This window comes from Bradyrhizobium sp. S3.7.6 (assembly GCF_054061875.1).
In genome coordinates, this window is the sequence record NZ_JBSSEQ010000001.1 from 516,049 (window position 1) to 541,347 (window position 25,299).

Consider the following 25,299-nt stretch of genomic DNA (forward strand, 5'->3'; position numbering starts at 1 on the left):
CCTACGAGCATGATGACCTCCTCACTCCGCCGGGGCGCCGTCGGCGACCGAGCTGTCGGTCCAGCCGTCAGGTTTCGGTTTGCGCGACGAGATCAGGCGATCGATGCGCGGCTGCACGTAGTCGCCCCAGATCCCGGCGAGACCGTTCGGGAAGGCCAGCACCACGGCGATGAACAATCCGCCGAGGCCAAACAGCCACAATTCGGGGAAGGTTTCCGACAGGCTGGTCTTGGCGAAGTTGACCAGCAGCGTGCCGTAGACCGCGCCGAGGATCGAAAGCCGGCCGCCGACCGCCGTGTAGATCACCATTTCGATCGACGGCACGATGCCGACGAAGGACGGCGACATGAAGCCGACATTGAGCGCGAACATGGCGCCCCCGATCGCGGCGAACACGGCGGCAATACAGAAGGCGAAGATCTTGAAATTCGCGACGCTGTAGCCGGAGAAGCGGACCCGATCCTCCTTCTCGCGCATCGCGACCAGGATACGCCCGAGCTTGGAGTGCCGGACGAACTGCGCGATCATGATGCAGGCGAACAGAAGCCCGACTTCAAAGAAGTACAGCACGATCTTGGCGTGGTCGGGCCGGATGTCCCAGCCCTCCAACGTCCGCAGGTCGGTCATGCCGTTGATTCCGCCGGTGTAGCCCTGCTGTCCCACGATCAGGATGGTGAGGATGGCCGCGACCGCCTGGGTGATGATGGCGAAGTAGGTGCCGCCGACCCGGCGCTTGAACATCGCGGTGCCGATGATGAGGGCGAAGATGCCAGGCACGAGAATGATGGCGGCGATCGTGAAGGTGAGGCTGCTGAATGGCTTCCAGAACAGCGGCAGCGCGGTGATCTGATTCCAGTCCATGAAATCGGGAATGCCGGGCGTCGACTGGATCTTGGTGTTCTCCACGCTTGACGCCTCGAGCTTGAGGAACATCGCCATGCAGTAGCCGCCGAGCCCGAAGAACACGCCCTGACCGAGGCTCAGAATGCCGCCATAGCCCCAGCAGATCACCAGCCCCAGCGCGACGAAGGCATAGGTCAGGTATTTCGCGACCAGATTGAGCCTGAAGACATCAAGTGTGAGCGGCAGGACCACCACCAGGAAGACCGCGAGCACCAGAATTCCGATGAACTCCGATCGATTGAAGAAACGATTGTCGGTCATTGCATCAGCCCCAGTTTCTCACTTGCGGACCTTGAGGGCGAACAGCCCTTGCGGCCGCAGCATCAGGATTCCGACAACCGCAAGCAGCGTCAGCACTTTCGCCATCGAGCCCGACATGAAGAACTCGAGGGTGGATTGCGTCTGCGAGATCGAGAAGGCCGAGGCGATGGTGCCGACCAAACTGGCGGCGCCGCCGAACACGACCACCAGGAACGTGTCGACGATGTAGAGCTGTCCGGAAGTTGGCCCGGTGGAGCCGATCATCGTAAAGGCGCTGCCGGCGACACCGGCGATGCCGCAGCCGAGACCGAAGGTGTAGCGATCGACCTTTTCGGTATTGATGCCGACGGCTCCGGCCATGATGCGGTTCTGCACGACGGCGCGAACCTGGCGGCCCCAGCGCGACTTGTACATGACATAGGCGACGCCGATGGTGATCAGCACAGTGAGGCACATCACGAAGACGCCGTTGATCGGCACCTCGATGCTGTCCGTGACGTGCAGCGATCCGAGCATCCATTGCGGGAGCTCGACGCCGACCTCGCGCGCGCCGAACACGGAGCGATAGGCCTGCTGCAGCATCAGGCTGAGGCCCCAGGTCGCCAGCAGCGTGTCGAGCGGACGCTTGTAGAGATGCCGTATCAGCACCCACTCCACCAGCATTCCCAGGGCGCCGGATGCGACGAAGGCCAGGATCATCGCCAGGAAGAAATAGCCGCTGAACAGGCTTGGCAGATAGGCTTGGAAGAAATTCGAGGTCATCCAGGTGACGTAGGCCCCGAGGATCATGAACTCGCCATGGGCCATGTTGATGACGCCCATCTGGCCGAAGATGATCGCAAGCCCGAGCGCCATCAGGACGTAGACCGAGAACAGGATCAGTCCCGCAAAACCCTGCATGACGAAGATGGAGCCAAGATCACCAAGCGAATAGTCGCCGAACATCGATGTCCTCCGTCGGGGATAAGGTCCCGCGTCGCGAGCAGGTTCGCGACGCGGGGGTCTTGGGCGTGGATTTGCGGTCCACGCCAGGGAGCGGCTTGGTGTTGAGGAAAGGCGCGAGCGACGTCGCGACTTACTGGTAACCCTTGGGGAACGGATCCGGCTCGACGAGATCGGCGGTCTCGTAGATCAGCTCGAACTGGCCATCGAGCTTGGCGCGTCCCACCCGGGTCTTCGACCAGAGGTGATGGTTTTCGTGGATGCGGACATAGCCTTCCGGCGCACCCTTGAACTCGACGCCGGGCGAGGCCGCCGCGATCTTGTCGACGTCGAACGAGCCCGCCTTCTCCACCGTCAACTTCCACAGCCACGGGCCGAGATAGGCAGCCTGGGTGACGTCTCCGATCACGGTCTTTTCGCCCCACATCTTCTTGAACGCGGGCACGAAGGTCTTGTTGTTGGGATTATCGAGCGACTGGAAGTACTTCATGCAGGCATAGGCGCCCGCGATGTTCTCGCCGCCGATGCCGTCGATTTCGTCTTCGGTCACCGAGATCGTCAGCAGCGCCTGTTTCGAAAGGTCGATGCCGGCGGCCTTGAGCTGCTTGTAGAACGCCACGTTCGAGCCGCCGACGACGTCGGTGAAGATCACGTCGGGCTTGGTCAGCTTGATCTTGTTGATGACCGAGTTGAACTGGGTGTTGCCGAGCGGATAATACTCCTCGCCGACGACCTTGCCCTTCAGCACATTCTCGACGTGCTTGCGTGCGATCTTGTTCGAGGTGCGCGGCCAGATGTAGTCGGAGCCGATGAAGAAGAACGACTTGGCGCCCTTTTCCTTGGCGATCCAGTTCAGGCCGGCGAGAATCTGCTGGGTGGCCTCCTGGCCGGTGTAGATCACGTTCTTGGACTGCTCGAGGCCCTCATAGAAGGTCGGGTAATAGAGCATGCCGTTGTACTGCTCCATGACCGGCAGCACCGCCTTGCGGGATGCCGAGGTCCAGCAGCCCATGATCGCCGCGACCTTGTCGTTGACGAGCAGCTTCTTGGCCTTCTCCGCAAAGGTCGGCCAATCGCTGGCGCCGTCTTCCTGGATGAACTTGATCTTGCGCCCGAGCACGCCGCCCATGGCGTTGATCTGCTCGATGGCGAGCTTTTCGGCCTCGATCGAGCCGGTCTCGGAGATGGCCATGGTGCCGGTCGCCGAGTGCAGGATGCCGACCGTCACCTCGGTGTCGGTGACCGCCAGGCCCGTCGTGTTGATCGCCGAGGTCGCCGGAGCCTGCGCGAAAGAGGCCCGCGGCAGCATCGTAATGGCCGGCACGGCGGCCATTCCCATCAATAGTTTGCGCCGGAGCGGCGACAACAGGCCCTTGTTTGCTTCGTCTGACATGAGCACCCCACTTTTGTTCGAGGACACGCGATTGGTGCCGTGAGGATGGCTCGAATTTGTGCAGCGCAAGCATACGCAAGATCGCGTATACTGCACCGCAAAATACCGACGTAGGCTTCTGGTACGGAATTTGCGAGGGCTCTGGGACGTATCGGGAGTGGGGTAACGAGTGGCAGGGCGGCAGCGAATAGACCGCGTCAGGCGCCAGTACAACCAGTGGGTCGCCAACCAGACGCTGGAAGACTACGCGCTGCGCTTCACCGCCAAGAGCGCGCGCCGCTGGTCTGCCGCCCGTGTCGCCAACACTGCACTCGGCGCCATCTCCTTCCTGGCGCTGGAAGCGATCGGCGGCACCATCACGCTGAACTACGGCGTAACCAACGCCAGCGCCGCGATCCTCGTCGTCTCCATCATCATCTTCTTCTGCGGCGTGCCGATTGCCTATTACGCAGCCAAGTGCGGCATCGACATTGACCTGCTCACCCGCGGCGCCGGCTTCGGCTATATCGGCTCGACCGTCACCTCGTTGATCTACGCCTCCTTCACCTTCATCTTCTTCGCCATCGAGGCGGTGATCCTGGCAACGGCGCTCGAGATGTGCTTCGGCATTCCGCGCCCGATCGGCTACCTCATCAGCGCGGTGGCGATCATTCCGCTCGTGACCTACGGCATCACGCTGATCAGCCGCTTCCAGCTCTGGACGCAGCCGATCTGGATCATCCTGCACATCCTGCCCTTTGCCGCGATCGCCTGGGCCAACCCCTACTCGTTCACGGAGTGGCGCAAGTTCGCCGGCGAGCATGGCGACCCGAGCGGACATTTCGATCTGCTGCTGTTCGGTGTCGCATCCTCGGTGGTGTTCTCGCTGGTGGCGCAGATCGGCGAGCAGGTCGACTTCCTCCGGTTTCTGCCGCGCGACCGCCGCACGTCGCGAACGTCGTGGTGGATCGCCCTGCTGATCGCGGGACCGGGCTGGATCATCTTCGGCGCACTGAAATTGTTGCTCGGCTCGTTTCTCGCCTTCTTTGCGCTAAGCCACGGCCTCTCGGGCGAGCTGGCGGCCGAGCCCGCGCACATGTATCTCGAAGCGTTTCGCTACGTGCTGTCGCAGCCGGATCTGGCGCTGGCGCTCACCGGCATGTTCGTGATCCTGTCGCAGCTCAAGATCAACGTCACCAACGCCTATGCCGGCTCGATCGCCTGGTCGAACTTCTTCTCGCGTCTGACGCACAGCCATCCCGGCCGGGTCGTCTGGCTGGTGTTCAACGTGATGGTGGCGCTGCTGTTGATGGAGATCGGCGTCTACAAGGCGCTGGAGCAGACGCTGGCGCTCTATTCCAACGTCGCGATCGCCTGGGTCGGCGCGCTCGTCGCCGATCTCGTCGTCAACAAGCCGCTTGGCCTGCGCCCGCCGCAGATGGAGTTCAAGCGCGCCCATCTCTACGACATCAATCCGGTCGGTGTCGGCGCCATGACGATCGCGACCATCGTCTCGATCGCGGCGTTTTACGGCCTGTTCGGTCCGACCATGAAGGCGCTCGCCGCCTTCGTCGCGCTCACGGTCGCCTTCGTCACCGCGCCTGTTATCGCCTGGCTCACCGACGGAAAGTACTACATCGCGCGCAAGCCGAAGCGGAGCTGGGCCAATATCGAGTCGATCCAGTGCTGTATCTGCGAGCACAGTTTCGAGCCGGAGGACATGACGTCCTGCCCCGCTTACGCCGGCCCGATCTGCTCGCTGTGCTGCTCGCTCGATGCACGCTGCCACGACCTCTGCAAACCGCATGCGCGCGCGCAGGTGCAGTTCGCCGAAGCGCTCGGCAGGATTCTTCCTGAACCGATCTACCGGCGGATCAACTCGCAGTTCGGCCACTATATCGGCGTGTTCATGGTCTCCGCCGGCCTCGTCGCGCTGGTGCTGGGACTGATTTATCTCCAGACCTCGGCGAGCGTGCCCGGCGAGAATTTGCTCGTCTCGAACGTGCTCTGGAAGGTGTTCTTCTCGCTCAGCATCATCATCGGCGTGGTGGCCTGGCTGTTCGTGCTGGCGCAGCAGAGCCGCCGCGCCGCCGAGGCCGAGACGCGGCGGCAGACGACGCTGCTGATCCAGGAGATCGACGCGCACAAGCGCACCGACGCCGAGCTTCAGCGCGCCAAGGAGGTCGCCGAATCCGCCAACCTCGCCAAGAGCCGCTACGTGGTGGGCCTGAGCCACGAGCTGCGCTCACCGCTGAACGCGATCAGCGGCTATGCCCAGCTCCTGGAGCAGGACGCGACGCTCAACACCAAGCCGCGCGACCAGGTCCGCGTCGTCCGTCGCAGCGCCGATCACCTCTCCGGCCTGATCGACGGCATTCTGGATATTTCCAAGATCGAGGCCGGGCGGCTGTATCTGTCGCGCGACGAAGTGCGGCTGAGCGAATTCCTCGACCAGCTCGTCGGCATGTTCCGTCTCCAGGCGGCCGCCAAGGGCATCGACTTCGTGTTCAGGCGGCCCGCGCATTTGCCGGTCGTGGTCTACGCCGACGAGAAGCGGCTGCGTCAGGTGCTGATCAATCTGCTCTCCAACGCGATCAAGTTCACCCAGACCGGCAGCGTGCAGTTCGTCGTGCACTATCGCAGCCCCGTTGCCGAGTTCGAAGTGATCGACACCGGCCCCGGCATCCAGGGCGACGACCTCGAACGCATCTTTGCACCCTTCGAGCGTGGCGCGCTCGGCGTCTCGCAGCCGCAGACGGGCACCGGGCTGGGCCTGACCATCAGCCGGCTGCTCGCCGGCGTCATGGGCGGCGACATCAAGGTCCTGAGCACGGTTGGCGCCGGCAGCACCTTCAAGGTCAAGATGCTGCTGTCGGAAGTCGCCAATCCGCTGCGCATCGCGCCGGTGGAGGCGCCGGTCTCCGGCTATCGGGGCGCACGCAAGACCATCCTCATCACCGACGACGACCCCGTGCATCGCGACCTCCTGCGCGAGGTGCTGGCGCCGCTCGGCTTCATCCTGCTCAGTGCACCCGATGGGCCAGGATGCCTCGCGCTGGCGCAGCATTGCCGGCCCGACCTGTTCCTGCTCGACATCTCGATGCCTGCCATGGACGGCTGGGCCGTCGCGGAGGCCTTGCGCACGAGCGGCCATCACCAGGCGCGCATCCTGATGGTGTCGGCGAGCGCTCTGGAGGCTCACGGCACGCCGCTGGCGCAGCCCTTCCACGACGGCTATTTGATGAAGCCAATCGACATCCCGCGGCTGCTGGAGACGATCCGCCAACTCCTAAAGATCGAATGGCAGTACGGCTCGGACCAGATCGCGGTGCCGTTCTGGCGGCTCGAGAGCGGATCAAGGCCACCGGTGCGGCACATCGAGGCGCTGATGGGGCTGGGCCAGATCGGCTACGTCAAGGGCATCCAGTTGAAGCTGGACGAGATCGGCAGCGAGCACCCCGAGCATGCCGACTTCGTTGCGGAAATGCGGTCGCTCGTCGACCGCTTCGATCTCGACCGGTACATGGCCACATTGAAGACGTTGCATGCGCATGAGCATTGAGTCGAGGAAGCGCGATGTCGCGCTCGTTGTCGATGACTCCCCGGAGACGCTGCGGCTGCTCACCGATGCGCTCGACGGCGCCGGGATGACGGTGATGGTGGCGCTCGACGGCGCGGCCGCGATGCGCATCGTCGACCAGATCACGCCCGACATCGTGCTGCTGGACGCCGTGATGCCCGGCATGGACGGTTTCGAGACCTGCCGCCGCCTCAAGCGCGACGCGGGCGTTGCCAACGTGCCCGTGATCTTCATGACAGGCCTTGCAGAGACCGAGCACATCGTGCGCGGGCTGGAGGCCGGCGGCGTCGACTACGTGACAAAACCGATTGTGATCGAGGAGATGCTGGCGCGCATCCGCGTCCATCTCGGCAATGCCCGCCTGACTCAGAGCGCGCGTGCCGCGCTCGACGTCTCCGGCCGCTTCCTGTTCGCAGTCAACCGCCAGGGCCACATCCTCTGGGCCACCCCGCAGGCGCAAAAACTGCTGGCCGATCATCATGGCGCGCAGGCCGACGACTTCGTCCTGCCGCCATCACTCCTGCAATGGCTGGAGCAGGCGAAGGACAAGGGCAGCTCGAAGTCGCAGGCGGCTCCCCTGCCCGACAATCCGCAACTGCGGCTCTACTACATGGGCGAAACCGCGCCGAACGAGTTCCTGCTGCGGCTGTCCAAGGAGTCCGGCACGGCGCTGCCGCCCGAATTCACCAGCGAGCTCGGCCTCACCACCCGCGAGGGCGAGGTGCTGGCCTGGCTCAGCAAGGGCAAGACCAACCGCGACATCGCGCAGATCCTGGGCTTGAGCCCGCGCACCGTCGACAAGCACCTGGAGCAGATCTACGCCAAGCTCGGCGTGGAGAACCGGACCGCGGCGGCGGCGATTGCAACGAATGCAACGCGAAGGAATTCGTAGCAGCACTGCAAATGAGTTGAGACGCAGTTCGCCCAACAAACAGTGTCGTCCCGGACAAGCGAAGCGCAGATCCGGGATCCATAACCACAGGGAGAAGTTTGGCGAAGACTCGGAGTGAGCGGTTCGCCCTAGAACCACTGCCTGGGAGTATGGGTCCCGGGCTCGCTTCGCGCCCCGGGACGACAGCCGTGTGCGTGGCAATCGCTACCGCCCCTCACACGAACAATCACTCACCCGTAAACAAACGCCCCGTCATCCAGATCCGTCTTCGGGATCTCGTCCTTCTCGGTCCAGTAATCCTGGCTGTGCTGCCATTCCGGCTTGTCGCCGCGCTTGGGGAGCAGGTCCATGTTGCGCATGATGTAGCCGGGGTTGAAGTTTTCCGGATCGATCCAGGGCAGGATCGGCATGTTGTGGTCTTCAGCGCGCAGCCTGACTTCGACCTTCTTCGTGCCCTTGGCCTTCATGTGGCCGAGCAGCCGGCAGACGAAATCGGCGACGACGTCGACGCGCAGCGTCCAGCTCGCACGGAAATAGCCGAACACCCAGACCATGTTCGGCACGCCCGTGAACATCATGCCGCGATAGGTCACGGTGTCGCCGAAGGCGAGCGGCTTGCCGTCGATCTCGAAGGCGATGTCACCGAGCGCCGCAAGATTGAAGCCGGTTGCGGTGACGACGACGTCGGCTTCCAGCAGCTTGCCGGACTTGAGCTGGATGCCGTTCTCGACGAAACATTCGATCTCGTCGGTGACGACGGAGGCCTTGCCGCTGGCGATGCCCTTGAACAGATCGGCATCGGGCACAAAGGCGATACGCTGCCGCCACGGCCGGTAGGTCGGCGTGAAATGCGTTTCGACGTCGTAGTCCGGCCCGAGAACCGCGCGGATCTGGTCGATCAGATCCTTCTTCACCTGCTCCGGCTTGGCAATGCAGAGCTTTGTGAAAGCATCCTGCTCGAACAATATTTTGCGGCGGACGATCTCGTGGATCCATTCCTCGTCGACCTGAAGCCGGCGCAGCTCCTCGGCGATCTCGATGGCGTTGCGGCCGAGCCGGAAATAGGTCGGCGAGCGCTGCAGCATGGTGACATGCGCGCAGGCGTCGGCGATGTTCGGCACCAGCGTCGCCGCGGTCGCGCCCGAGCCGATCACGACGACCTTCTTGTTCGCGAGGTCGATATCGTCGGGCCAGCTCTGCGGATGGACGATGCGGCCCTTGAAGCGGTCCATGCCCTTCCATTCCGGCGTGTAGCCTTCGGAATGGCGATAATAGCCCTGGCACATCCAGAGGAAGTTGGCGGTGAACGTTTTCGCCTCGCCGGTGTCGGTCGTCGTCGCCTCGATGGTCCAGAGATTTTGCTCGCTCGACCAGCTCGCGGAATTGATCTGGTGCTTGTAGCGGATGTGCGGGGCGATATCGTTGTCTTCGATCACCTCGTTCATGTAGGTGAGGATTTCCTCGGCGGTCGCGATCGGCGGGCCGACCCAGGGCTTGAAGCTATAACCGAAGGTATGGAGATCGCTGTCCGAGCGAATGCCGGGATAGCGATGCGTGCTCCAGGTGCCGCCGAACGTCGCCTGCGTTTCCAGGATGACGTAGCTCGTGCCGGGAAGCTGCTTTTCGATGTGATAGGCGCTGCCGATGCCGGAGATGCCGGCACCGACGATCAGCACGTCGAAATGTTCAGAGGCCTGCTTGGTTGTGGCGTGACTGCGGACAGCGACATTCATTGTTGCTTCTGTGCCTTGCTTGTTTTTGTGGCCGCCCTTGACCGGACGGCGCGTTTCCTCCGCGACGGGCATGGTCGCCCATCGCGCTTCCACTTCAAAATGACACAGATCAATTCGCGGTCAAACTATAACGCCGCACCCCAGCTCCGCGCGGTCTGCAAAATCCAGTCGCGATAGAGGGTGAGCGGCGTGACGCCGGTCAATCCGCCGCAGCCGGCGGCGCCGTTCGGTCCCGTGGACCAGCTGATGACGCCGACAAGCACCGGACCGTTCGGCTTGTCCTCGAACACCGGACCGCCGGAATCGCCGGTGCAGGCGCCAATTCCGTCGCGAACACCGTTGGTTACGGGATCGACCAGCCGGATCTGGAACGTGCCGGGCTGGCCCGTGGCCACGAGCCCGGCAACGCGCGTCGCGCCGCCGCTCTTGCCGTCGCCACGGACGGTGACGCCGATACCGGCGATGACGAAGCGGCTGCCAACCTGGATTGGAATGGTCGGCGCACCGACCGACACCGTCGATTTTCCCTTGAGTGGAATTTCCAGTTGCAACAATGCCACGTCCGCGGTGGCGCGATGCGCCTGCATTGCCTGCATGTTGAAGTTCGGATGGATCGCGACGGTACGCACATTCAGCAATTGCGGCGCACCGTCAGCGCCGCGATCGACGATCTTGTAGTCCGCGCCGGGCTGCACACAGTGGGCAACCGTCAGCACGACCTTCGGAGCGATCAGGCTGCCGGTGCAGAAATTGCCACGCGAGCCGACGATGGTGACGACCGCGCGCGCGACACCATCGGCCTGCGGCGTGCCGCCGCCGACGATGGCGTGTGCGGGCGTAGCGAGCAGCAGCGCGGCTGCGATGAGGGTTGCAAGCTTCTTCATGGGAACACGCTTTGGCGTCAGCATCGGTGACGGCGGGATTGCTTCGGACTGGCCCTTGCCGATAGCGCATGCTAGCGCTCTTGGGAAGGAATTGACGAGGGCGGGATCTTGACGATCGAGGCTGTGATCTTTGATTTTGGCGGCGTGCTGACGAGCTCGCCGTTCGAGGCGTTCGCGCGGTACGAGACCGAGCGCGGTCTGCCCGTCGACATCATCCGGCGCACCAACGCCGCCAATCATCTGGAAAACGCCTGGGCCAAGTTCGAGCGAGCCGAGGTCGACATCGACACCTTCGACAAGCTCTTCGCGGAAGAATCGCGCGCGCTCGGCGCGGAGGTGCGCGGCCGCGACGTGCTGCCGCTGCTTCAGGGCGATCTGCGTCCCGAGATGGTCGAAGCTCTCAAGCGCATCAAGGCGCAATTCAAGACCGGCTGTATCACCAACAATCTGCCTGCCAACGCGATCGGCAGCATGACCGGGCGCTCACTCTACATCGCCGAGGTGATGGTTCTGTTCGACCACGTCATCGAATCCGCCAAGATCGGCCTGCGCAAGCCCGACCCGCGCATCTACAGGATGATGGTCGAGACGCTGAGGGTCGATCCGAAGAATTGCGTCTATCTCGACGATCTCGGCGTCAATCTAAAACCCGCGCGCGAGATGGGCATGACGACGATCAAGGTAGCCAGCGGGGCCCAGGCCATCGCCGAGCTCGAGGCGGCGACGGGGCTGAAGCTGCGCTAGTCTAGCCTGTCATTGCGAGGAGCGAAGCGACGAAGCAATCCAGAGTCTTTCCGCGCAGGGATTCTGGATTGCTTCGCTGCGCTCGCAATGACGGCGTAGAGCCATCTCGCCTGGCAGACTGACTACTCCGCCGCGGCGGCGATCCGCTCCGGAAAGGCGGCCGCCAGCGATGCTCTATCCGGCTTCAGCACACCGCGCTCCGTGATGAGACCAGTGACCAACCGCGCCGGCGTCACGTCGAACGCGTAATTCGCGACCGGCGAGCCCTCCGGCACGATGCGCACCGTCTCCAGCCGGCCGTCGGCGGTGCGGCCGGTCATGTCGGTCACCTCCGTGCCGCTGCGCTGCTCGATCGGAATGTCGCGGATGCCGTCATCAACGGCGAAATCGATCGTCGGCGACGGCAATGCGACATAGAACGGCACGCCGTTGTCGTGCGCGGCAAGCGCCTTCAAATATGTGCCGATCTTGTTGCAGACATCGCCATTGGCGGCGACGCGGTCGGTGCCGACGATGGCGAGGTCGACCATGCCGTGCTGCATCAGGTGTCCGCCGGTGTTGTCGGGGATCACCGTGTGCGGCACGCCGTGATGGCCGAGCTCCCAGGCCGTGAGCGAGGCGCCCTGGTTGCGCGGACGGGTCTCGTCGACCCAGACATGGATCTTGATGCCACGCTCATGCGCCAGATAGATCGGCGCCGTTGCGGTGCCCCAGTCGACGGTGGCGAGCCAGCCGGCATTGCAATGGGTCAGCACGTTGACGGTCTCGCCCGGCTTCTTCTTTGCGACGATCGCCTCGATCAGCTTCAAGCCGTTGCCGGCGATGCCGCGGTTGATCTCGACGTCCTGCTCGACGATCTCGTCGGCGCGCGCATAGGCCGCCTCCGCCCGTTCAACCGGATCGACCGGCGCGAGCGCCGTGCGCATCTCGTCGAGCGCCCATTTCAGATTGATCGCGGTCGGCCGCGCCACGACCAGCGTGTCATAGGCGCGCTTGAGGCCGGCGTCTGATGAGTCCTCGCGCATGGCGAGCGCCATGCCGTAGGCCGCGGTTGCACCGATCAGCGGCGCGCCGCGCACCAGCATGTCGCGAATGGCGACCGCAGCGTCTTCGCAAGAAGTCAGCTTAGCGATGACGAACTCATGCGGCAGCCGGCGCTGGTCGATCGCGCCGACCGACCAGCCATCGCGCTCGCGCCAGATGCTGCGAAAATGCTTGCCGTCAACCTTCATGGCATTCTGCCTTTCGTATCACGCCCGCAGGATGCGCCCGGCCACCGCATCGAGCTTCTTCAAGAGCTCGGGATCGCGCGCCTCGGGCGCCGTGATCAACGCGGTGTCGAGCGCGCGGTCCGAACCGATCGGGCACGGCTCGTGCTCGCGCGGAAAATCCGTCGCGAGCCGCGCCACCAGCGCCTTCGCCTTGTCGGCGTTCGAGGTCAGCACGCGGATGATGTCCTGGACGGTGACGGCGTCGTGATCGGGATGCCAGCAGTCGAAATCCGTCACCATCGCGACCGTGGCGTAGCAGATCTCGGCCTCACGCGCGAGCTTTGCCTCGGGCATGTTGGTCATGCCGATCACGGAATAGCCCGATGTCTTGTAGGTCATGCTTTCCGCATAGGTGGAGAATTGCGGCCCCTCCATGCAGACATAGGTGCCGCCGCGCGCAAACGCGATGCCCTCGGCTTCGGCTGCCGCCCCAAGATGGATACGAAGCCGCGGCGAGACCGGATGCGCCATCGACACATGCGCGACACAGCCCCGACCGAAGAACGAGCTCTCGCGCTTGTGGGTGCGATCGACGAACTGGTCGACGAGAACGAAGGTGCCGGGTGGCAGCTCCTCCCTGAACGAGCCGCAGGCCGAGAGCGAGATCAGGTCGGTGACGCCGGCCCGCTTCAGAACATCGATGTTGGCGCGATAGTTGATGTCGGAGGGCGACAGCCGGTGACCCTTGTCGTGCCGCGGCAGGAACACGATCGGCAGGCCGGCAATCGAGCCGCGCCGCAGAGGGGCCGACGGCTCGCCCCAGGGGCTCTTGATCACTTCTTCGCGCGCACCCTCGAGACCCGGCAGATCGTAGATGCCGGAGCCACCAATGATGCCCAATACCGCCTGCGTCATGCCTGCTCCACCCTGTCAGCTATGTGCGACATGGTTAAGCTATGCCAGTTTTGCGGCGATTTTGAAACGGGGGTGGTGGGGCGATGCCGGTGCTGTGAGGGGCGTGGAGTGCTCGCCTCACACTCGATGTCGTCCCCGCGAAAGCAGGGACCCATAGCCACAGGGCGCAGTTTGGCGAGGGTTCGTCGTTCTGTACTGCGACCCTCAACGATCGATAGATTCCGCGGTATGGGTCCCTGCGTTCGCAGGGACGACCCGGGGAGAGATAGGTACGTCTAATTAAGCCGCCGCGGCCAGCTGCAGCTGGTTCGCGACCATCCGCTCCAGCGTCTCGACCGACTGGAAGTTCTCGGGCGTGATCTCGGACTGCGGGATGGTGAAGTCGAACTCGGCTTCGACGCCGAGCATCAGATTGACCATGTCCATCGAGGTCAGGCCCGCATCGACGAGCCTCGCCTGTGGCGTGATGTCCGCGGTGAGCGAGTTCTGCTCGAGGATGCCCTTCACCAGCTTGATGACGCGATCGCGCACGTCGGTATCGAAGGCCTGCATCGGTAAATTCCCATCTGTCTATTCAACGGTCGGACCGGTTGCCGGCTACGATGGGCGCGACGGGCCGATCCCACAATGGGCGCCACCATTACTTCGCCTTTCTTAGTAAACGATGACTCAGATTGTCTGGAATTCCGGGTTCTTCCAGATCCCTAACGCGATCACGGAATTGTCGGCGATGCAAACAACCCGAACTTAACTGTTCGTTGGGAATTGCGGTTTGTTTACCCTCTATTTCATCGACGAATTTGAATTAAATCCGTAGCCTCGTCTCACAAGCAAAATGGTCGGAGGATCGCTTGCACGGCATCGCGAATGATGCCGGCGATCCTGAACGGCAAACCGGAGGCGGACGAGTATGAACGTGCGTGAAGCAGTCCTCACTGTCGACGAAACGCAAACGAGCTTTCTCGAACACGGCCCCTCCCTCATCGAACGCGCCACCCGGACCGCCACTGCGGCGGCGGCCGACGCGGACGGGGTCGATCGCGACGCCCGCTTCCCCCACAAGGCTTTCGAGGTCGCGCGTGAGCAGAAACTGCTCGGCGTCATGATCCCGGTCGAGTTCGGCGGCCTTGGCGCTTCGATCTACGACGTCACCGACATCTGCTACACGCTCGGGCGCGCCTGCGCCTCGACCGCGATGATCTATGCGATGCACACGACCAAGGTCGCCTGTGTCATCAGGCACGGCCACGGCATCCCCTGGATGGAAACGATGATGCGCCGGGTCGCCCGCGACCAGTGGCTGCTCGCCTCCTCCACCACCGAAGGCCAGAACGGCGGCAACATCCGCGCTAGCGCCGCGGCAGTCGACCACGCCGGCGACGCAGTCTCGCTGATGCGCGACGCCACCGTGATCTCCTACGGTGCGGAGGCCGACGGCCTCGTCACCATCGCCCGCCGCGCCACCGAGGCCGCCGCCTCCGACCAGGTTCTGCTGGCGCTCGCCAAGGACGATTATTCGCTGAAGCAGACGCAGGGCTGGGAGACGCTCGGCATGCGCGGCACCTGCTCGACCGGCTTCGAGCTGAAGGTCGATTGCCCGGCCGACCGCATCTTCCCGGAATCCTATGACAAGATCCATGCCCAGACCATGACGCCGTTCGCGCATCTGTGCTGGTCCTCGGCCTGGGCCGGCATCGCGGCTGCGGCCGTGACCCGTGCGCAGGCTTTCGTTCGCAAGGCGGCCCGCACCTCGGGCGGCCAGATGCCGCCGGCCGCGGCGCATTTCACGGCCGCGAAGATGTCGCTGGCCAAGCTGCGCGCGCTGATCGCAGCCAATGTCGACACCTTTGCCCGCGCCGAACATGACGAGCGCGCGCTGAGCTCGCTCGATTTCCAGTCTTCGATCACGCTGTTGAAGGTGCAGGCCTCCGAGCTCGCGGTCGAGACCGTGATGCATGCGATGCGCACCGCGGGCCTCTCCGGCTACCGCAACGACGGCGAGTTCACCATGGGCCGCCACCTGCGCGACGTGCTGTCCTCACCGATCATGATCAACAACGACCGCATTCTCGCCAACGCCGCCACGTCGACGCTGATGAGCGGCATTCCGGCAAGCCTTCGGGACTAGAAAGCCTTCGCGACTGACGTGCCTTTCGGCCAAAAAGAACAATTTCAGATAGCAGGAAGTCGAACATGAACATTGCTGTTCTCCCCAACTCGCCCGAGACCGCGCCGCAAATCGCAGATCCGCTCGATCATCTCGCCGACAAGCTGTTCCACCCCATGGGCTCGGACGGCGTCTACGCCCGCACCGCGCTCTATGAGGGCGTCGTCGAGCGTCTCGCCGCGCTGATCACGAGCGATCGCGAGGCCGGCACCGAGGTCATGCGCTTTCCGCCGGTGATGAGCCGGGCCCAGCTCGAGAAATCCGGCTATCTCAAGAGTTTTCCGAACCTGCTCGGCTGCGTCTGCGGCCTGCACGGCACCGAACGCGAGATCAACGCGGCGGTGAGCCGCTTCGACGCCGGCGGCGACTGGACTTCATCGCTCTCGCCGGCCGACCTCGTGCTGTCGCCCGCCGCGTGCTACCCGGTCTATCCGATCGCGGCGAGCCGCGGACCTTTGCCGAAGGGCGGCCTGCGCTTCGACGTCGCCGCCGACTGCTTCCGCCGCGAGCCGTCGAAACATCTCGACCGGCTGCAATCGTTCCGGATGCGCGAATATGTCTGCATCGGCAGCCCCGACGACGTCGCCGATTTCCGCGAGCGCTGGATGGTGCGCGCGCAGGCGATTGCCCGCGACCTCGGCCTGACCTTCCGCGTCGACTATGCCAGCGACCCCTTCTTCGGCCGCGTCGGTCAGATCAAGGCAGTGAGCCAGAAGCAGCAGCAGCTCAAGTTCGAGCTCCTGATCCCGCTCCGCTCGGAGGATCAGCCGACCGCCTGCATGAGCTTCAACTATCACCGCGAACATTTTGGCACGACCTGGGGCATCCAGGACGCCAATGGCGAACCGGCCCACACCGGCTGCGTCGCCTTCGGCATGGACCGCCTGGCCGTCGCCATGTTCCACACCCACGGCACCGATCTCGCCGCCTGGCCCGCCAAGGTGCGGGAGATCATGGGCATGCAGCCGTTAGCCACGGCCGATGCCCATGGTGAAGGCTGGCGCTAGAGCGTGATCCGGAAAACTGCGGGGCGGTTTTCCGAAAGATCATGCTGAAACGATAGAGCGAACGAGGCCTCCCATTTCCACGGGTAAAACGAGCGTGATCCACACCAAGGTCCGATGCCGCGAGATCACCGAGGCCGACGTCGATGCGGTCGCGGACCTGCTGACGCGCGGCTTCGTCGGCCGCTCGCGCAATTACTGGATTCAGGGGCTGCGCCGACAGGCCTTCCGGCCCGTGCCGGAGGGCTATCCGCGCTTCGGCTACATGCTCGACAATGACGGCGCGCCCGTCGGCGTGCTGCTGCTGATCTACACGGCGCGAAAGCACGGCGAAGAGGCCGCCATCCAGTGCAATTTGTCGAGCTGGTATGTCGATCCGGCCTACCGCAACTACGCCCCGCTGCTGACCAAGATCGCGCAGCGGCACAAGGATGTCACCTATCTCAACATCAGCCCGGCGCCGTGGACCTGGCCGATCATCGAGACGCAGGGCTTTCGTGCCTATTGCCACGGCATCTTCTTCTCCGTGCCTGCACTCGCGCGCCCTCCGCGCTGGAGCAAGATCGAGGTCATCTCGCAGCACGCCAAGGCGATCGAGGGGCTGACCGACGACGAGACGCAGCTCCTCACGCGGCATGCCCGCTACAATTGCCTCAGCCTGGTCTGCCGCACGCCGAAGGGAACGTTCCCCTTCGTCCTGCAGCCGGTGCGCATCCGCCGCGGCTTCATCGCACCGCCGGCGATGAAGCTGATCTATTGCCGCAGCGCCGCCGAATACGCCGCCTGCGCAGGCCGCATCGGCCGGCTGCTGCTGCGACTTGGCAAGATCTCGGTGGCGATCGACTCCAATGGCCCGATACCCGGCCTCGCCGGCATCTACACCGAGCGGCGCGGTCGTAAATATTTCAAGGGCCCGCACCGGCCGCAGCTCGGCGACCTCACGGACACGGAACTCGTGCTGTACGGGCCGTAGGGTAAGGTCGGGCCCAACATCCGCCGTCGTCCCTGCGAACGCAGGGACCCATACCGCGTGATCTACCTGTGAGCCCAGACGCCGGTACCGCGGGAAGATCATTCCGGATCAGTCTTCGCCAAACTGCGCCCTGGGGTCATGGGTCCCTGCGTTCGCAGGGACGACACCTGATTTGTTGCAGGCTCTCGGCCAACTCTGGCTTGCAGGCACTTCCGCATTCGCGCGCCGGCACACACTCTACGCATCCCCAGTCACCCTCCGTAAACTACTGCGCTTAAGGGAATTTTCCGGCCTCTTCGCTACGCTCAGTGGCTGAACTACGTTGCGTTAAGTCTATTGCCGGCCGAGACCCGTCGATCCCATGACGCCGATCCGCGATAACGAGCTTGGTGCACGCCACGCAGAGGGCCCGCAGGCCCTCGTCGGGCTGAGCCAGCTTGCGCTCGATCACATGGAGCAGGGCGTCTGCGTCTACGACGCCGACAACCGGATCGTGCTGGTCAACCAGAGCTATCTGTCGCTGTTCGACATGTCGGCCGACATCGTGCATGTCGGCACGAGCTACCGCGAGGTGCTCGCACACAGCGCGGCGCGCGGCAACTTTCCTCAGGACGAGCTCGACGCGCTGTATACGAAGCGGATCGCGCAGATCGCAGGCGGGAAGCCGTTCCGCACGGAGCAGCAACTGGCGAGCGGACTCGTCATGGCGCTCGAGCTGAAGCCGCTTCCCGGCGGCGGCTGGATGACGATCTGCGATGACGTCAGCCGCCTCGCCCGGCTCGAGGCGGAATTACGCGTGCAGACGGAGCGCAGCCAGCACGCGCTCGCCAACATGTCGCACGGCCTCATCATGTACGATGGCGACAGCCGTGTCGTCGTCTGCAATGAGCGGTTTCTGAACCTCTACAATCTCGACCCCGACATCGTGAAGCCGGGCGTCTCGCATTGCTCAGTGATCGAACACTGGATGTCGCGCGGCAACCTGCCGGGCATGCCGATTGACGAATTCCGCCACACGCGCCTGGAGGACGTGCGCGCCAGGAAAGCGAAGACCCTGCTGGTGATGCGCTATGACGGCCGGATGGTGCAGGCGGTGTCCCGCTTCCTGCCCGACGGCGGCTGGGTGACGGTGCATGAGGACGTCACCGAGCGGCTGCAGTACGAAGAAGCGCTGCGGCAACAGAACTTCATCCTCGATGCGGCGCTGGAGAACATGGCGCACGGGCTCGCCTTCTACGACAGCGACATGCGCCTGCGCGTCTGCAACACCACCTACCGCAAGATCTATCGGCTGTCGCCGGAGGAAACCAGGCCTGGCACGCATCTCGGCGAGCTGATCGAGCGGTCGATGGTGAACGGGGCGTTCACTTCCGAATACAGTCCGCAACAGCTGCTGGAAGCCGCCAGCGCGAGGATCGCGAACCACGATTCCTCGCCGATGCGCCGGCGCATGTCGAACGACACCGTGATCTCGGTGCGCTACTGCGCGCTGCCCGAGGGCGGCTTCGTCGCCACCTACGAGGACATCACCGACCGCGAGCGCGCGATCGAAGAGCTGAGCGAGCAATACCGCCGCTTCGACGCGGCGCTGAACAACATGAGCCAGGGCCTGTGCATGCTCGATGCGAGCCTGCGCGTCATCGTCTGCAATCGCCGCTACATCGAGATGTATGGGCTGTCGCCCGATGTCGTGAAGCCCGGCGTCTCGATGCGCGAGATCATGGAGCATAGCTGCGACCTCGGCATCCATCCGAACACGACCGCCGCGAGGATCTATGCCGACTATGTCGAAAGGCTGCGCGAGGGCGAACACACGCTGCACCGTCACCTGAACGACGGCCGCATCATCAAGCTCAATCACAAGCGGATGGAGCACGGCGGCTGGGTTGTCACCTATGAGGACGTCACCGAGCGCCACAAGGCCCAGGCCCGCGTGGCGCACATGGCGCAGCACGATTCACTCACCGACCTGCCCAACCGCACGCTGTTCCGCGAGAAAATGGGCGAGGGACTGAACCAGGTCGCGATCGCCGGCGGAGCGATGGCCGTGCTGTGCTTCGACCTCGATAATTTCAAGACGGTCAACGACCGCCTCGGCCACGCCGCCGGCGATCGGCTTCTGCGCTGGGTCGCGTCACGGCTGAAGGAGAATGTCGGCGAGCATGACACCGTCGCCCGCCTCGGCGGCGACGAGTTCGCCGTTCTCCAGCGCGGACCGCAGCCGCAATCGGCGGAACGGCTCGCCCGCCGCCTGGTCGAGATCATCGGCCACCCGCCGCCGCTGGAAAGCCAGTCGATCCATGTCGGCGTTTCCGTCGGCATCGCGATCGCGCCCGATCACGGGCTCGATGCCGACGAGCTGATGAAATGCGCCGACCTTGCGCTGTACCAGGCCAAGGCCAAGGGGCGCGGCGCCTACCAGCTGTTCGAGCCCGAGATGGAGGAACAGGCGCGCGGCCGGCACGCGCTGGAGCACGATCTGCGTGGCGCGCTTGAGGCACGCGAATTTCACCTCGTGTTCCAGCCGCAGGTGCGGCTCGACACCACCGAGCTCACCGGTTTCGAGGCGCTGCTGCGCTGGAAACACCCCTCCCGCGGCTTGGTCTCGCCGGCCGAATTCATTCCTCTCGCGGAGGAGAACGGGCTGATCGTCCCGATCGGCGAATGGGTGCTGCGCACGGCCTGTGCGACCGCGGCGTCCTGGCCCGATGTCACCGTCGCGGTCAATTTGTCGCCGGTGCAGTTCCGCTCGCGCGGACTCGTGGCGATGGTCGCGAGCGCGCTTGCGGAAGCCGACCTGCCGCCGCAGCGGCTCGAGCTCGAGGTCACCGAGACCGCGCTGCTCGACGACAGCGAGGCGACGATCGAGATCCTGCACCAGCTCCGCGCGCTTGGCGTGCGTGTCAGCCTCGACGATTTCGGCGTCGGCTATTCCTCGCTGAGCTATTTGCGCAAGTTTCCGTTCGACCGCATCAAGATCGACCGTTCCTTCGTCGGCACGCTCGGCGAGAGCCCGGAGAGCGTCGCCATCGTTCGCACCATCGCCAGCCTCGGCTCCGTGCTCGGCGTCGAGACCACGGCGGAAGGTGTCGAGACCATCGAGCAGCTCGACTTCGTCCGCGAATGCGGCTGCACAGCAGTCCAGGGCTACTATTTCGGCAGGCCGTGCCCGGCAGCCGAGGTCGGACGCACGATCGAGCGACTGAGCGCGGTCAGACGCGTGGCGTGACGCTCCGCTTCACCGCGACGCTCTCTCTATCGTTACGCCCGACACGACCTCAGGCGATTGAGCGTGGCACGATCGGCCGATGCGAGCGCATTGCTCCACTCCCGTTCGGAGAGGTCTCCGACCAGGCTGGAAAGGCTGATGGCAAGTGCACGAAGCCGCGCATTCTCCTCAAGAAGCAAAAAAACGTCGTTCGACGGGGATTCATCGTCCGAAAAGCTAGCGCCTTCGCAGAGCTGCTGCGACAAGAGTTCGAAAGACTCGTCACGCACGGTATCTTCGGCAGTGGAAATCAGCTTCTGTCTCTTATGACGCATTAAATCTTCATCACTCATGGCAAATTCCCCAACTCAGGACATGCCTCCAACCGCATTTGGATACATCGATTGAGTCGGCGGCGGATTTGAGTCCGAAATGGGCTCACACGATGTACGCCTCGTGTCCCCCGGCGCCTCGCTTGCTTACTCGTTCGCTTCACCGGCGTCTTTCAGACCGGCTCGCAGTGCGGTCACGACGCGATGGGCCACGTCGATATCCCTGACCGACAATCCATCCGCAAGGCCGTTGACCCACGGGACCTGCAAGCGGCCGGCGGCGTCGTAGACCTGCCTGCCCTTGTCGGTGAGCACCACAAGCTGCGCCCGGCGATGATGCGGGTTGGTCTCGAAGACAACGAGACCATCACGCGCGAGGTCGTTGACGATGCGCTGCACGTTCTGGCGATTGGCGCCGAGATTGCGGGCGAGCCAGGCGACCGGCTCCGGGCGCTCGGCGTCGGCGATCGCCCCCAGGATCTGCCAGCGCGCACTGGTGAGGCCGAGCGACGTCACCAGCCGGTCGCCAGCGGTCAGAAGCAGGCTGTTGGCGCGGAACATGTCGAGGATGAGGCCGGTCAGCGCTTCGCCCGCCGGGGTCCGTTTGGTCTTGTTCATTTGGCACCATTGATCCGTATTGACATCATGATGTCGATTAGCTATATCCGGGACTGTCGAATTGACATTATGACACCAAATTGACCGGAGCAATGTCATGCCCCTCATGCGCCCCCTCGACCCTGCCTTCCCGATCGACCGTCAGATCGCGCTCGAAACCGGCCCCGTGGTGCTCGTGAACGTGTTCACGCTCGACGCCGAGGATGAGCAGAGCTTCCTCAAGACGTGGCAGGACGACGCCGCCTTCATGAAGCGCCAGCCCGGTTTCATCTCCACCCAGCTTCACCGCGCCGTCGGCGACAGCCCGGCCTATCTGAATTACGCGGTGTGGGAATCCAACGCGCATTTCCGCGCCGCTTTCACCCACCCGGAATTCCGCGCAAAGATCGCCGCCTACCCCGCATCCGCAGTCGCGAGCCCGCATCTGTTCCAGAAGGTCGCGGTGCCCGGTATTTGCGTGGGGTAGCTGCGCGCCTCCCACTCAGCTGTCATGCCCCGGCTTGACCGGGGCATCCAGTACGCCGCGGCCTCTCGGCTTAAACACAACTGTCTCTGGAATACTGGATCGCCCGATCAAGTCGGGCGATGACAGCGAGCATGCGGAAAGCCCCGCGCAGCTCGTCGTTATCCGACGAAGCAAGGGACGCAGCTCTATCCTGCCGCAGGCAGTGCGCTGTCCGGCGGCGTGCCCCATGGGCGGTCGGCTGAGGCGAGCCCGATCAGGCGGCCCTGGATGTAGTCGCAGCCCCAGTCGCGCAGCATGGCGGCGGCCTCTTCGTCCTGCACCCACTCGGCGACCGTCTTGATGTCGAGGCGGCGGGCGAGGTCGATCAGGGTCTGCACAAAGGCGCGGTCGTCGGCGGAACGGGTGATGTTCTGCACGAAGGCGCCGTCGATCTTGACGATGTCGACGCCGAGCTTGCGCAGGTTTCGGAACGAAGTGTAGCCAGCGCCGAAATCGTCGATGGCGATGCGGCTGCCGAAATTCTTCAGCCGCGTGACAAAGCCACGCACGTCATCGATGTCCTGGATCGCGACCGTCTCGGTGATCTCGACGATCAGCCGCTCGGCGACGCCGGGGTGGGCCAGCATCAGCGACTCAATTCCCGCCCACCAGTCCGGATCCATCGTCGTATCAGGCGAGATGTTGAGGCTGAGGCAGATGTCGGGCGCGGCGGCGAGCTCGGCGACCACGAGCTCGAGCACGCGGTGATCGACCAGGCGGATCAGGCCGAGCCGTTCGGCAACCGGCACGATGTCGGGTGCCAGCAGCACCTGGCCGTCGCCCTGGTCCATCCGCACCAGGCATTCGTGGAACGCGCAGTCGCGCGAGGCGGCCGCGACCACCGGCTCATAGGCGAGCTTGATGCGGCGCTCGTTCAGCGCGGTGACGATCTCGTCGGTGACACGGATGTTGACGCGGCGCTGTGCGTCGCGCGCGGCATCCGGGCGCCACGCCGCGAACGAACCGACGCGGCGTTGTTTTGCCGCGTCCAGCGTCTCATGGGCGCGATTGACGGCCTCGTCAGTGCTGCGGGCATAGCGCGGCACGCTAACCGCGCCGATCGACGCCGTGACCGAGACCGGGCCGGATTTGGTCGGCACCACCTCGTCGCGGATGCCGGCAAGGAAGCGCTCGGCGGCGACGTTCATGTCATCGACGGTGCAGTTCTTCAGAATCAGACCGAACTTGTTGCCGGAGAAACGGCCGAGCACGTCACCGCCGCGCAGGCGGGCGCGGATGCGCTTGGCCACGTCGAGGATCACGGCGTCCGCGACGTCGAAGCCGAAAGCGTCGTTGACGCGGGCGAGATGATCGATGCCGACCAGCATGAAGGCTGCGGTCGAGCGGAAGCGGGTCGTCTCCTCGATCGCCTCGGCCAGCGCCGCGATCAGGTGGGAACGATTGAGCTCGCCGGTCAGCGGATCGAGCCGAGCCAGCTTGGCCAATTCCTCGTCGCGGGCGTGGCGCTCATTGTTGATGCGGATGGAGCCGATCGCGCGCACCGGGCGGCCATCGGGGCCGGCGAACCAGCGGCCGGTCTCCTCGATCCAGACCACGGGATCGGCGGCGCTCATGCGCACGCCATATTCGACCCGGTAGGGCGCGCCGTCGGCGCCGTGCACCGGCGAGGTCTGCGCCAGCGCGGCGGTCCGCAGCGTCTGCGCGGGCTCGATCAGCTTGGCGAATTCGGCGCCGGTCGCGAGCCGCTCGGGCGGGATGCCGGGAAAGACGCTGGCGACCTGCTCACCCCACACGATGGAATCGCTGGCGATGTCCCAGGCGAAAACGGCCTGACCAAGAGCGGCCAGGATGTCGGAGGCTTGCGGCAATGCAGGGGTCAAAATCGCCTCGTTTCGGGACAGCAGGGAGTCCTGAGTCGGCACAGAATACGGCCAGATTCGACTCCGACTCTAGGCAAAGTTCATAAACAATTTGGAAACCATGTTTCGCAGGCCCGCGGAACCAAACCGGCCCGGCCGGCATAGGCCTTGCGAGTACATGACACGCACCGGCGCCAGCGTCTCGAAACGCGACAGGCCTCGCCGGATCAACGGTGATTGCGATGTTAAGTACTGATCGATCGGACTGCACGGACAACGGCACGGGCACGGCCCTGGTGCCGCTGCTGCCGACGTTGCAGTGGGTCCACAAGGCGCCGCTGCCCCGTCCCGATCCGAGCTTCGTCACCCAACTCATCGCCAATGCGGAGCACCTGCCCCAGGCCAGCCGGCTCCGCCGCGCCTCTTCCGAAGATGCGCAGACGGCCTATGGCGGCAAGCGCCCGCTTCCGAGCGTCACCGCGCGCACGCGGCAGGTGGTTTGAAGGATCAGCGCGGCGCGTCGGGAGACGGCGGCGTGCCGTTGCCCGGTTGCAAATCCGGCGAGGGAATTTCCGGCGAGGGCGGGTTCACGGGTTTCGGCGCGGGATGATCCTTCAGCACGGATTCGGCGACCGACTGCGCTGAAGGCGCGGGTGGCACCGCCGGCGCAGACACCGGCTCGAACTTGGGTTCGGGCGCCGCGTCGTCCGCTGCCGCTTCGGCCTGGCGCTTAGCCTTGCGCGGCGCCGGCACTGTCGTCTCCGCGACATAGGTGACGCGGCGGCGCGTGCGCTGGGCGATACCGCCGAGGAAATCGGCCATCGCGAGCAGCACCAGCAGGAAATAGGTGGAGTTGCCGAACTTGGGCCACATCACGAATTCGGCCGCGGCGGCACCGAACACGATCAGCGACAGCAGATGATCCATCAGGAATTTCGAGCCGGGCCGCGCGCCTTTGACCACCTCTAACAGCAGCAACACGATACCGAGCGCGAGCATCACGTCGGCAAGCGTGACCGGCCAGGTCTCGCCCGTGATCATCGGCACCCTGAACAGCACGTCCGTAAAGGACACGGACGGCATCAGGAAGGCGATGATGTTGTAGACCGCGAGCGGGATCAGGAGCAGCGGGAAACCGACCATCGGCGAAATGCCTTCTCGATCAAGATATCCGGACAGGACAATGCGGCCGCGAAGCATTAGCTCCGCCGCCGTCATTGTCATATCTCATTGGG

At 64.3% G+C, this 25,299-nt stretch carries 21 protein-coding genes; 9 read left to right on the plus strand and 12 right to left on the minus strand.

Translation table 11 applies throughout. The annotated features are described in order from the left end of the window. Positions 1-21 precede the first annotated feature (21 nt). The 3 genes from urtC to urtA form a co-directional block, all read right to left on the minus strand. Positions 22-1,164, minus strand: a complete 1,143-nt coding sequence (gene urtC, locus ACVJ5M_RS02490; protein ID WP_354099466.1) for an urea ABC transporter permease subunit UrtC — start codon at positions 1,162-1,164, stop codon at positions 22-24. Positions 1,165-1,182: 18 nt separating this feature from the next. Then, on the minus strand, positions 1,183-2,109 hold the full coding sequence (urtB, locus tag ACVJ5M_RS02495) for an urea ABC transporter permease subunit UrtB (protein WP_063980002.1): 927 nt from the start codon (positions 2,107-2,109) through the stop codon (positions 1,183-1,185). 130 nt (positions 2,110-2,239) lie between these two features. Continuing rightward, on the minus strand, positions 2,240-3,499 hold the full coding sequence (gene urtA / locus ACVJ5M_RS02500) for an urea ABC transporter substrate-binding protein (protein WP_063980003.1): 1,260 nt from the start codon (positions 3,497-3,499) through the stop codon (positions 2,240-2,242). Between the two features lie 169 nt (positions 3,500-3,668). On the opposite strand from urtA, the gene ACVJ5M_RS02505 reads away from it, so the two are divergent. Both ACVJ5M_RS02505 and ACVJ5M_RS02510 read left to right on the plus strand, forming a co-directional pair. Next, complete coding sequence (locus ACVJ5M_RS02505; RefSeq protein WP_063980004.1) at positions 3,669-7,040, plus strand: hybrid sensor histidine kinase/response regulator; 3,372 nt, start codon at positions 3,669-3,671, stop codon at positions 7,038-7,040. Beyond that, entirely contained in the window at positions 7,024-7,950 is a 927-nt protein-coding gene (locus ACVJ5M_RS02510; RefSeq protein WP_049812732.1) for a response regulator, read from the plus strand. Before ACVJ5M_RS02505 ends, ACVJ5M_RS02510 begins: the two co-directional genes overlap by 17 nt. 230 nt (positions 7,951-8,180) lie before the next feature. Here ACVJ5M_RS02510 and ACVJ5M_RS02515 read toward each other — a convergent pair whose 3' ends face one another. Together ACVJ5M_RS02515 and ACVJ5M_RS02520 are read right to left on the minus strand one after the other, a co-directional pair. Beyond that, positions 8,181-9,683 carry a flavin-containing monooxygenase gene (locus tag ACVJ5M_RS02515; protein WP_063985944.1) on the minus strand — a complete coding sequence of 501 codons (1,503 nt, stop codon included), beginning with the start codon at positions 9,681-9,683 and terminating at the stop codon, positions 8,181-8,183. Positions 9,684-9,808: 125 nt separating this feature from the next. Next, positions 9,809-10,567, minus strand: a complete 759-nt coding sequence (locus ACVJ5M_RS02520; protein WP_063980005.1) for a S1 family peptidase — start codon at positions 10,565-10,567, stop codon at positions 9,809-9,811. A 108-nt stretch (positions 10,568-10,675) separates the two neighbouring features. Here ACVJ5M_RS02520 and ACVJ5M_RS02525 point away from each other — a divergent pair, with 108 nt between their 5' ends. After that, positions 10,676-11,311: an HAD-IA family hydrolase gene (locus ACVJ5M_RS02525; RefSeq protein ID WP_063980006.1), complete on the plus strand. Its 636-nt coding sequence runs from the start codon at positions 10,676-10,678 to the stop codon at positions 11,309-11,311. Between the two features lie 122 nt (positions 11,312-11,433). Here ACVJ5M_RS02525 and mtnA read toward each other — a convergent pair whose 3' ends face one another. The 3 genes from mtnA to ACVJ5M_RS02540 form a co-directional block, all read right to left on the minus strand. Continuing rightward, on the minus strand, positions 11,434-12,543 hold the full coding sequence (gene mtnA / locus ACVJ5M_RS02530; RefSeq protein ID WP_063980007.1) for an S-methyl-5-thioribose-1-phosphate isomerase: 1,110 nt from the start codon (positions 12,541-12,543) through the stop codon (positions 11,434-11,436). An 18-nt stretch (positions 12,544-12,561) separates the two neighbouring features. Beyond that, on the minus strand, positions 12,562-13,437 hold the full coding sequence (locus tag ACVJ5M_RS02535; protein WP_063980008.1) for an S-methyl-5'-thioadenosine phosphorylase: 876 nt from the start codon (positions 13,435-13,437) through the stop codon (positions 12,562-12,564). A 279-nt stretch (positions 13,438-13,716) separates the two neighbouring features. Further along, positions 13,717-13,989: a phosphopantetheine-binding protein gene (locus tag ACVJ5M_RS02540; protein WP_063980009.1), complete on the minus strand. Its 273-nt coding sequence runs from the start codon at positions 13,987-13,989 to the stop codon at positions 13,717-13,719. A 358-nt stretch (positions 13,990-14,347) separates the two neighbouring features. Here ACVJ5M_RS02540 and ACVJ5M_RS02545 point away from each other — a divergent pair, with 358 nt between their 5' ends. The 4 genes from ACVJ5M_RS02545 to ACVJ5M_RS02560 all read left to right on the plus strand — a co-directional run bounded on the left by ACVJ5M_RS02545 (position 14,348) and on the right by ACVJ5M_RS02560 (position 20,810). Beyond that, a complete protein-coding gene (locus ACVJ5M_RS02545; protein WP_231143714.1) occupies positions 14,348-15,565 on the plus strand; it encodes an acyl-CoA dehydrogenase family protein in 1,218 nt (405 codons plus the stop codon). A 65-nt stretch (positions 15,566-15,630) separates the two neighbouring features. After that, on the plus strand, positions 15,631-16,611 hold the full coding sequence (locus tag ACVJ5M_RS02550; RefSeq protein ID WP_063980011.1) for an amino acid--[acyl-carrier-protein] ligase: 981 nt from the start codon (positions 15,631-15,633) through the stop codon (positions 16,609-16,611). Positions 16,612-16,705: 94 nt separating this feature from the next. After that, on the plus strand, positions 16,706-17,581 hold the full coding sequence (locus tag ACVJ5M_RS02555) for a hypothetical protein (protein ID WP_063980012.1): 876 nt from the start codon (positions 16,706-16,708) through the stop codon (positions 17,579-17,581). A gap of 361 nt (positions 17,582-17,942) precedes the next feature. After that, entirely contained in the window at positions 17,943-20,810 is a 2,868-nt protein-coding gene (locus ACVJ5M_RS02560) for a PAS-domain containing protein (protein WP_063980013.1), read from the plus strand. A 32-nt stretch (positions 20,811-20,842) separates the two neighbouring features. Here ACVJ5M_RS02560 and ACVJ5M_RS02565 read toward each other — a convergent pair whose 3' ends face one another. Further along, on the minus strand, positions 20,843-21,142 hold the full coding sequence (locus tag ACVJ5M_RS02565; RefSeq protein WP_063980014.1) for a hypothetical protein: 300 nt from the start codon (positions 21,140-21,142) through the stop codon (positions 20,843-20,845). A 126-nt stretch (positions 21,143-21,268) separates the two neighbouring features. After that, positions 21,269-21,739: a MarR family winged helix-turn-helix transcriptional regulator gene (locus tag ACVJ5M_RS02570; RefSeq protein WP_063980015.1), complete on the minus strand. Its 471-nt coding sequence runs from the start codon at positions 21,737-21,739 to the stop codon at positions 21,269-21,271. Between the two features lie 97 nt (positions 21,740-21,836). Between ACVJ5M_RS02570 and ACVJ5M_RS02575 the strand changes: the two genes are divergently transcribed. Then, on the plus strand, positions 21,837-22,205 hold the full coding sequence (locus tag ACVJ5M_RS02575; protein ID WP_063980016.1) for an antibiotic biosynthesis monooxygenase family protein: 369 nt from the start codon (positions 21,837-21,839) through the stop codon (positions 22,203-22,205). A 185-nt stretch (positions 22,206-22,390) separates the two neighbouring features. Here ACVJ5M_RS02575 and ACVJ5M_RS02580 read toward each other — a convergent pair whose 3' ends face one another. After that, the gene (locus ACVJ5M_RS02580) at positions 22,391-24,085 is read right to left on the minus strand and encodes a bifunctional diguanylate cyclase/phosphodiesterase (RefSeq protein ID WP_063985945.1); all 1,695 of its coding nucleotides are present in this window, start codon (positions 24,083-24,085) and stop codon (positions 22,391-22,393) included. Between the two features lie 221 nt (positions 24,086-24,306). Between ACVJ5M_RS02580 and ACVJ5M_RS02585 the strand changes: the two genes are divergently transcribed. Further along, positions 24,307-24,567 carry a hypothetical protein gene (locus ACVJ5M_RS02585; protein ID WP_063980017.1) on the plus strand — a complete coding sequence of 87 codons (261 nt, stop codon included), beginning with the start codon at positions 24,307-24,309 and terminating at the stop codon, positions 24,565-24,567. A gap of 4 nt (positions 24,568-24,571) precedes the next feature. Here the strand turns inward: ACVJ5M_RS02585 and ACVJ5M_RS02590 are convergent, their stop codons facing one another. Then, positions 24,572-25,207, minus strand: a complete 636-nt coding sequence (locus ACVJ5M_RS02590) for a hypothetical protein (RefSeq protein WP_063985946.1) — start codon at positions 25,205-25,207, stop codon at positions 24,572-24,574. Positions 25,208-25,299: the final 92 nt, after the last annotated feature.

Coding starts and splice junctions, on each gene's coding strand:
- ACVJ5M_RS02570 (WP_063980015.1), bottom strand. CDS start 21,739: ATGAACAAGACCAAACGGACCCCGGCGGGCGAAGCGCTGACCGGCCTC.
- mtnA (WP_063980007.1), bottom strand. CDS start 12,543: ATGAAGGTTGACGGCAAGCATTTTCGCAGCATCTGGCGCGAGCGCGAT.
- ACVJ5M_RS02540 (WP_063980009.1), bottom strand. CDS start 13,989: ATGCAGGCCTTCGATACCGACGTGCGCGATCGCGTCATCAAGCTGGTG.
- ACVJ5M_RS02565 (WP_063980014.1), bottom strand. CDS start 21,142: ATGAGTGATGAAGATTTAATGCGTCATAAGAGACAGAAGCTGATTTCC.
- ACVJ5M_RS02510 (WP_049812732.1), top strand. CDS start 7,024: ATGCGCATGAGCATTGAGTCGAGGAAGCGCGATGTCGCGCTCGTTGTC.
- ACVJ5M_RS02550 (WP_063980011.1), top strand. CDS start 15,631: ATGAACATTGCTGTTCTCCCCAACTCGCCCGAGACCGCGCCGCAAATC.
- ACVJ5M_RS02520 (WP_063980005.1), bottom strand. CDS start 10,567: ATGAAGAAGCTTGCAACCCTCATCGCAGCCGCGCTGCTGCTCGCTACG.
- ACVJ5M_RS02535 (WP_063980008.1), bottom strand. CDS start 13,437: ATGACGCAGGCGGTATTGGGCATCATTGGTGGCTCCGGCATCTACGAT.
- ACVJ5M_RS02515 (WP_063985944.1), bottom strand. CDS start 9,683: ATGAATGTCGCTGTCCGCAGTCACGCCACAACCAAGCAGGCCTCTGAA.
- ACVJ5M_RS02590 (WP_063985946.1), bottom strand. CDS start 25,207: ATGGTCGGTTTCCCGCTGCTCCTGATCCCGCTCGCGGTCTACAACATC.
- ACVJ5M_RS02585 (WP_063980017.1), top strand. CDS start 24,307: ATGTTAAGTACTGATCGATCGGACTGCACGGACAACGGCACGGGCACG.
- ACVJ5M_RS02575 (WP_063980016.1), top strand. CDS start 21,837: ATGCCCCTCATGCGCCCCCTCGACCCTGCCTTCCCGATCGACCGTCAG.
- urtC (WP_354099466.1), bottom strand. CDS start 1,164: ATGACCGACAATCGTTTCTTCAATCGATCGGAGTTCATCGGAATTCTG.
- urtA (WP_063980003.1), bottom strand. CDS start 3,499: ATGTCAGACGAAGCAAACAAGGGCCTGTTGTCGCCGCTCCGGCGCAAA.
- ACVJ5M_RS02560 (WP_063980013.1), top strand. CDS start 17,943: ATGACGCCGATCCGCGATAACGAGCTTGGTGCACGCCACGCAGAGGGC.
- urtB (WP_063980002.1), bottom strand. CDS start 2,109: ATGTTCGGCGACTATTCGCTTGGTGATCTTGGCTCCATCTTCGTCATG.
- ACVJ5M_RS02545 (WP_231143714.1), top strand. CDS start 14,348: ATGAACGTGCGTGAAGCAGTCCTCACTGTCGACGAAACGCAAACGAGC.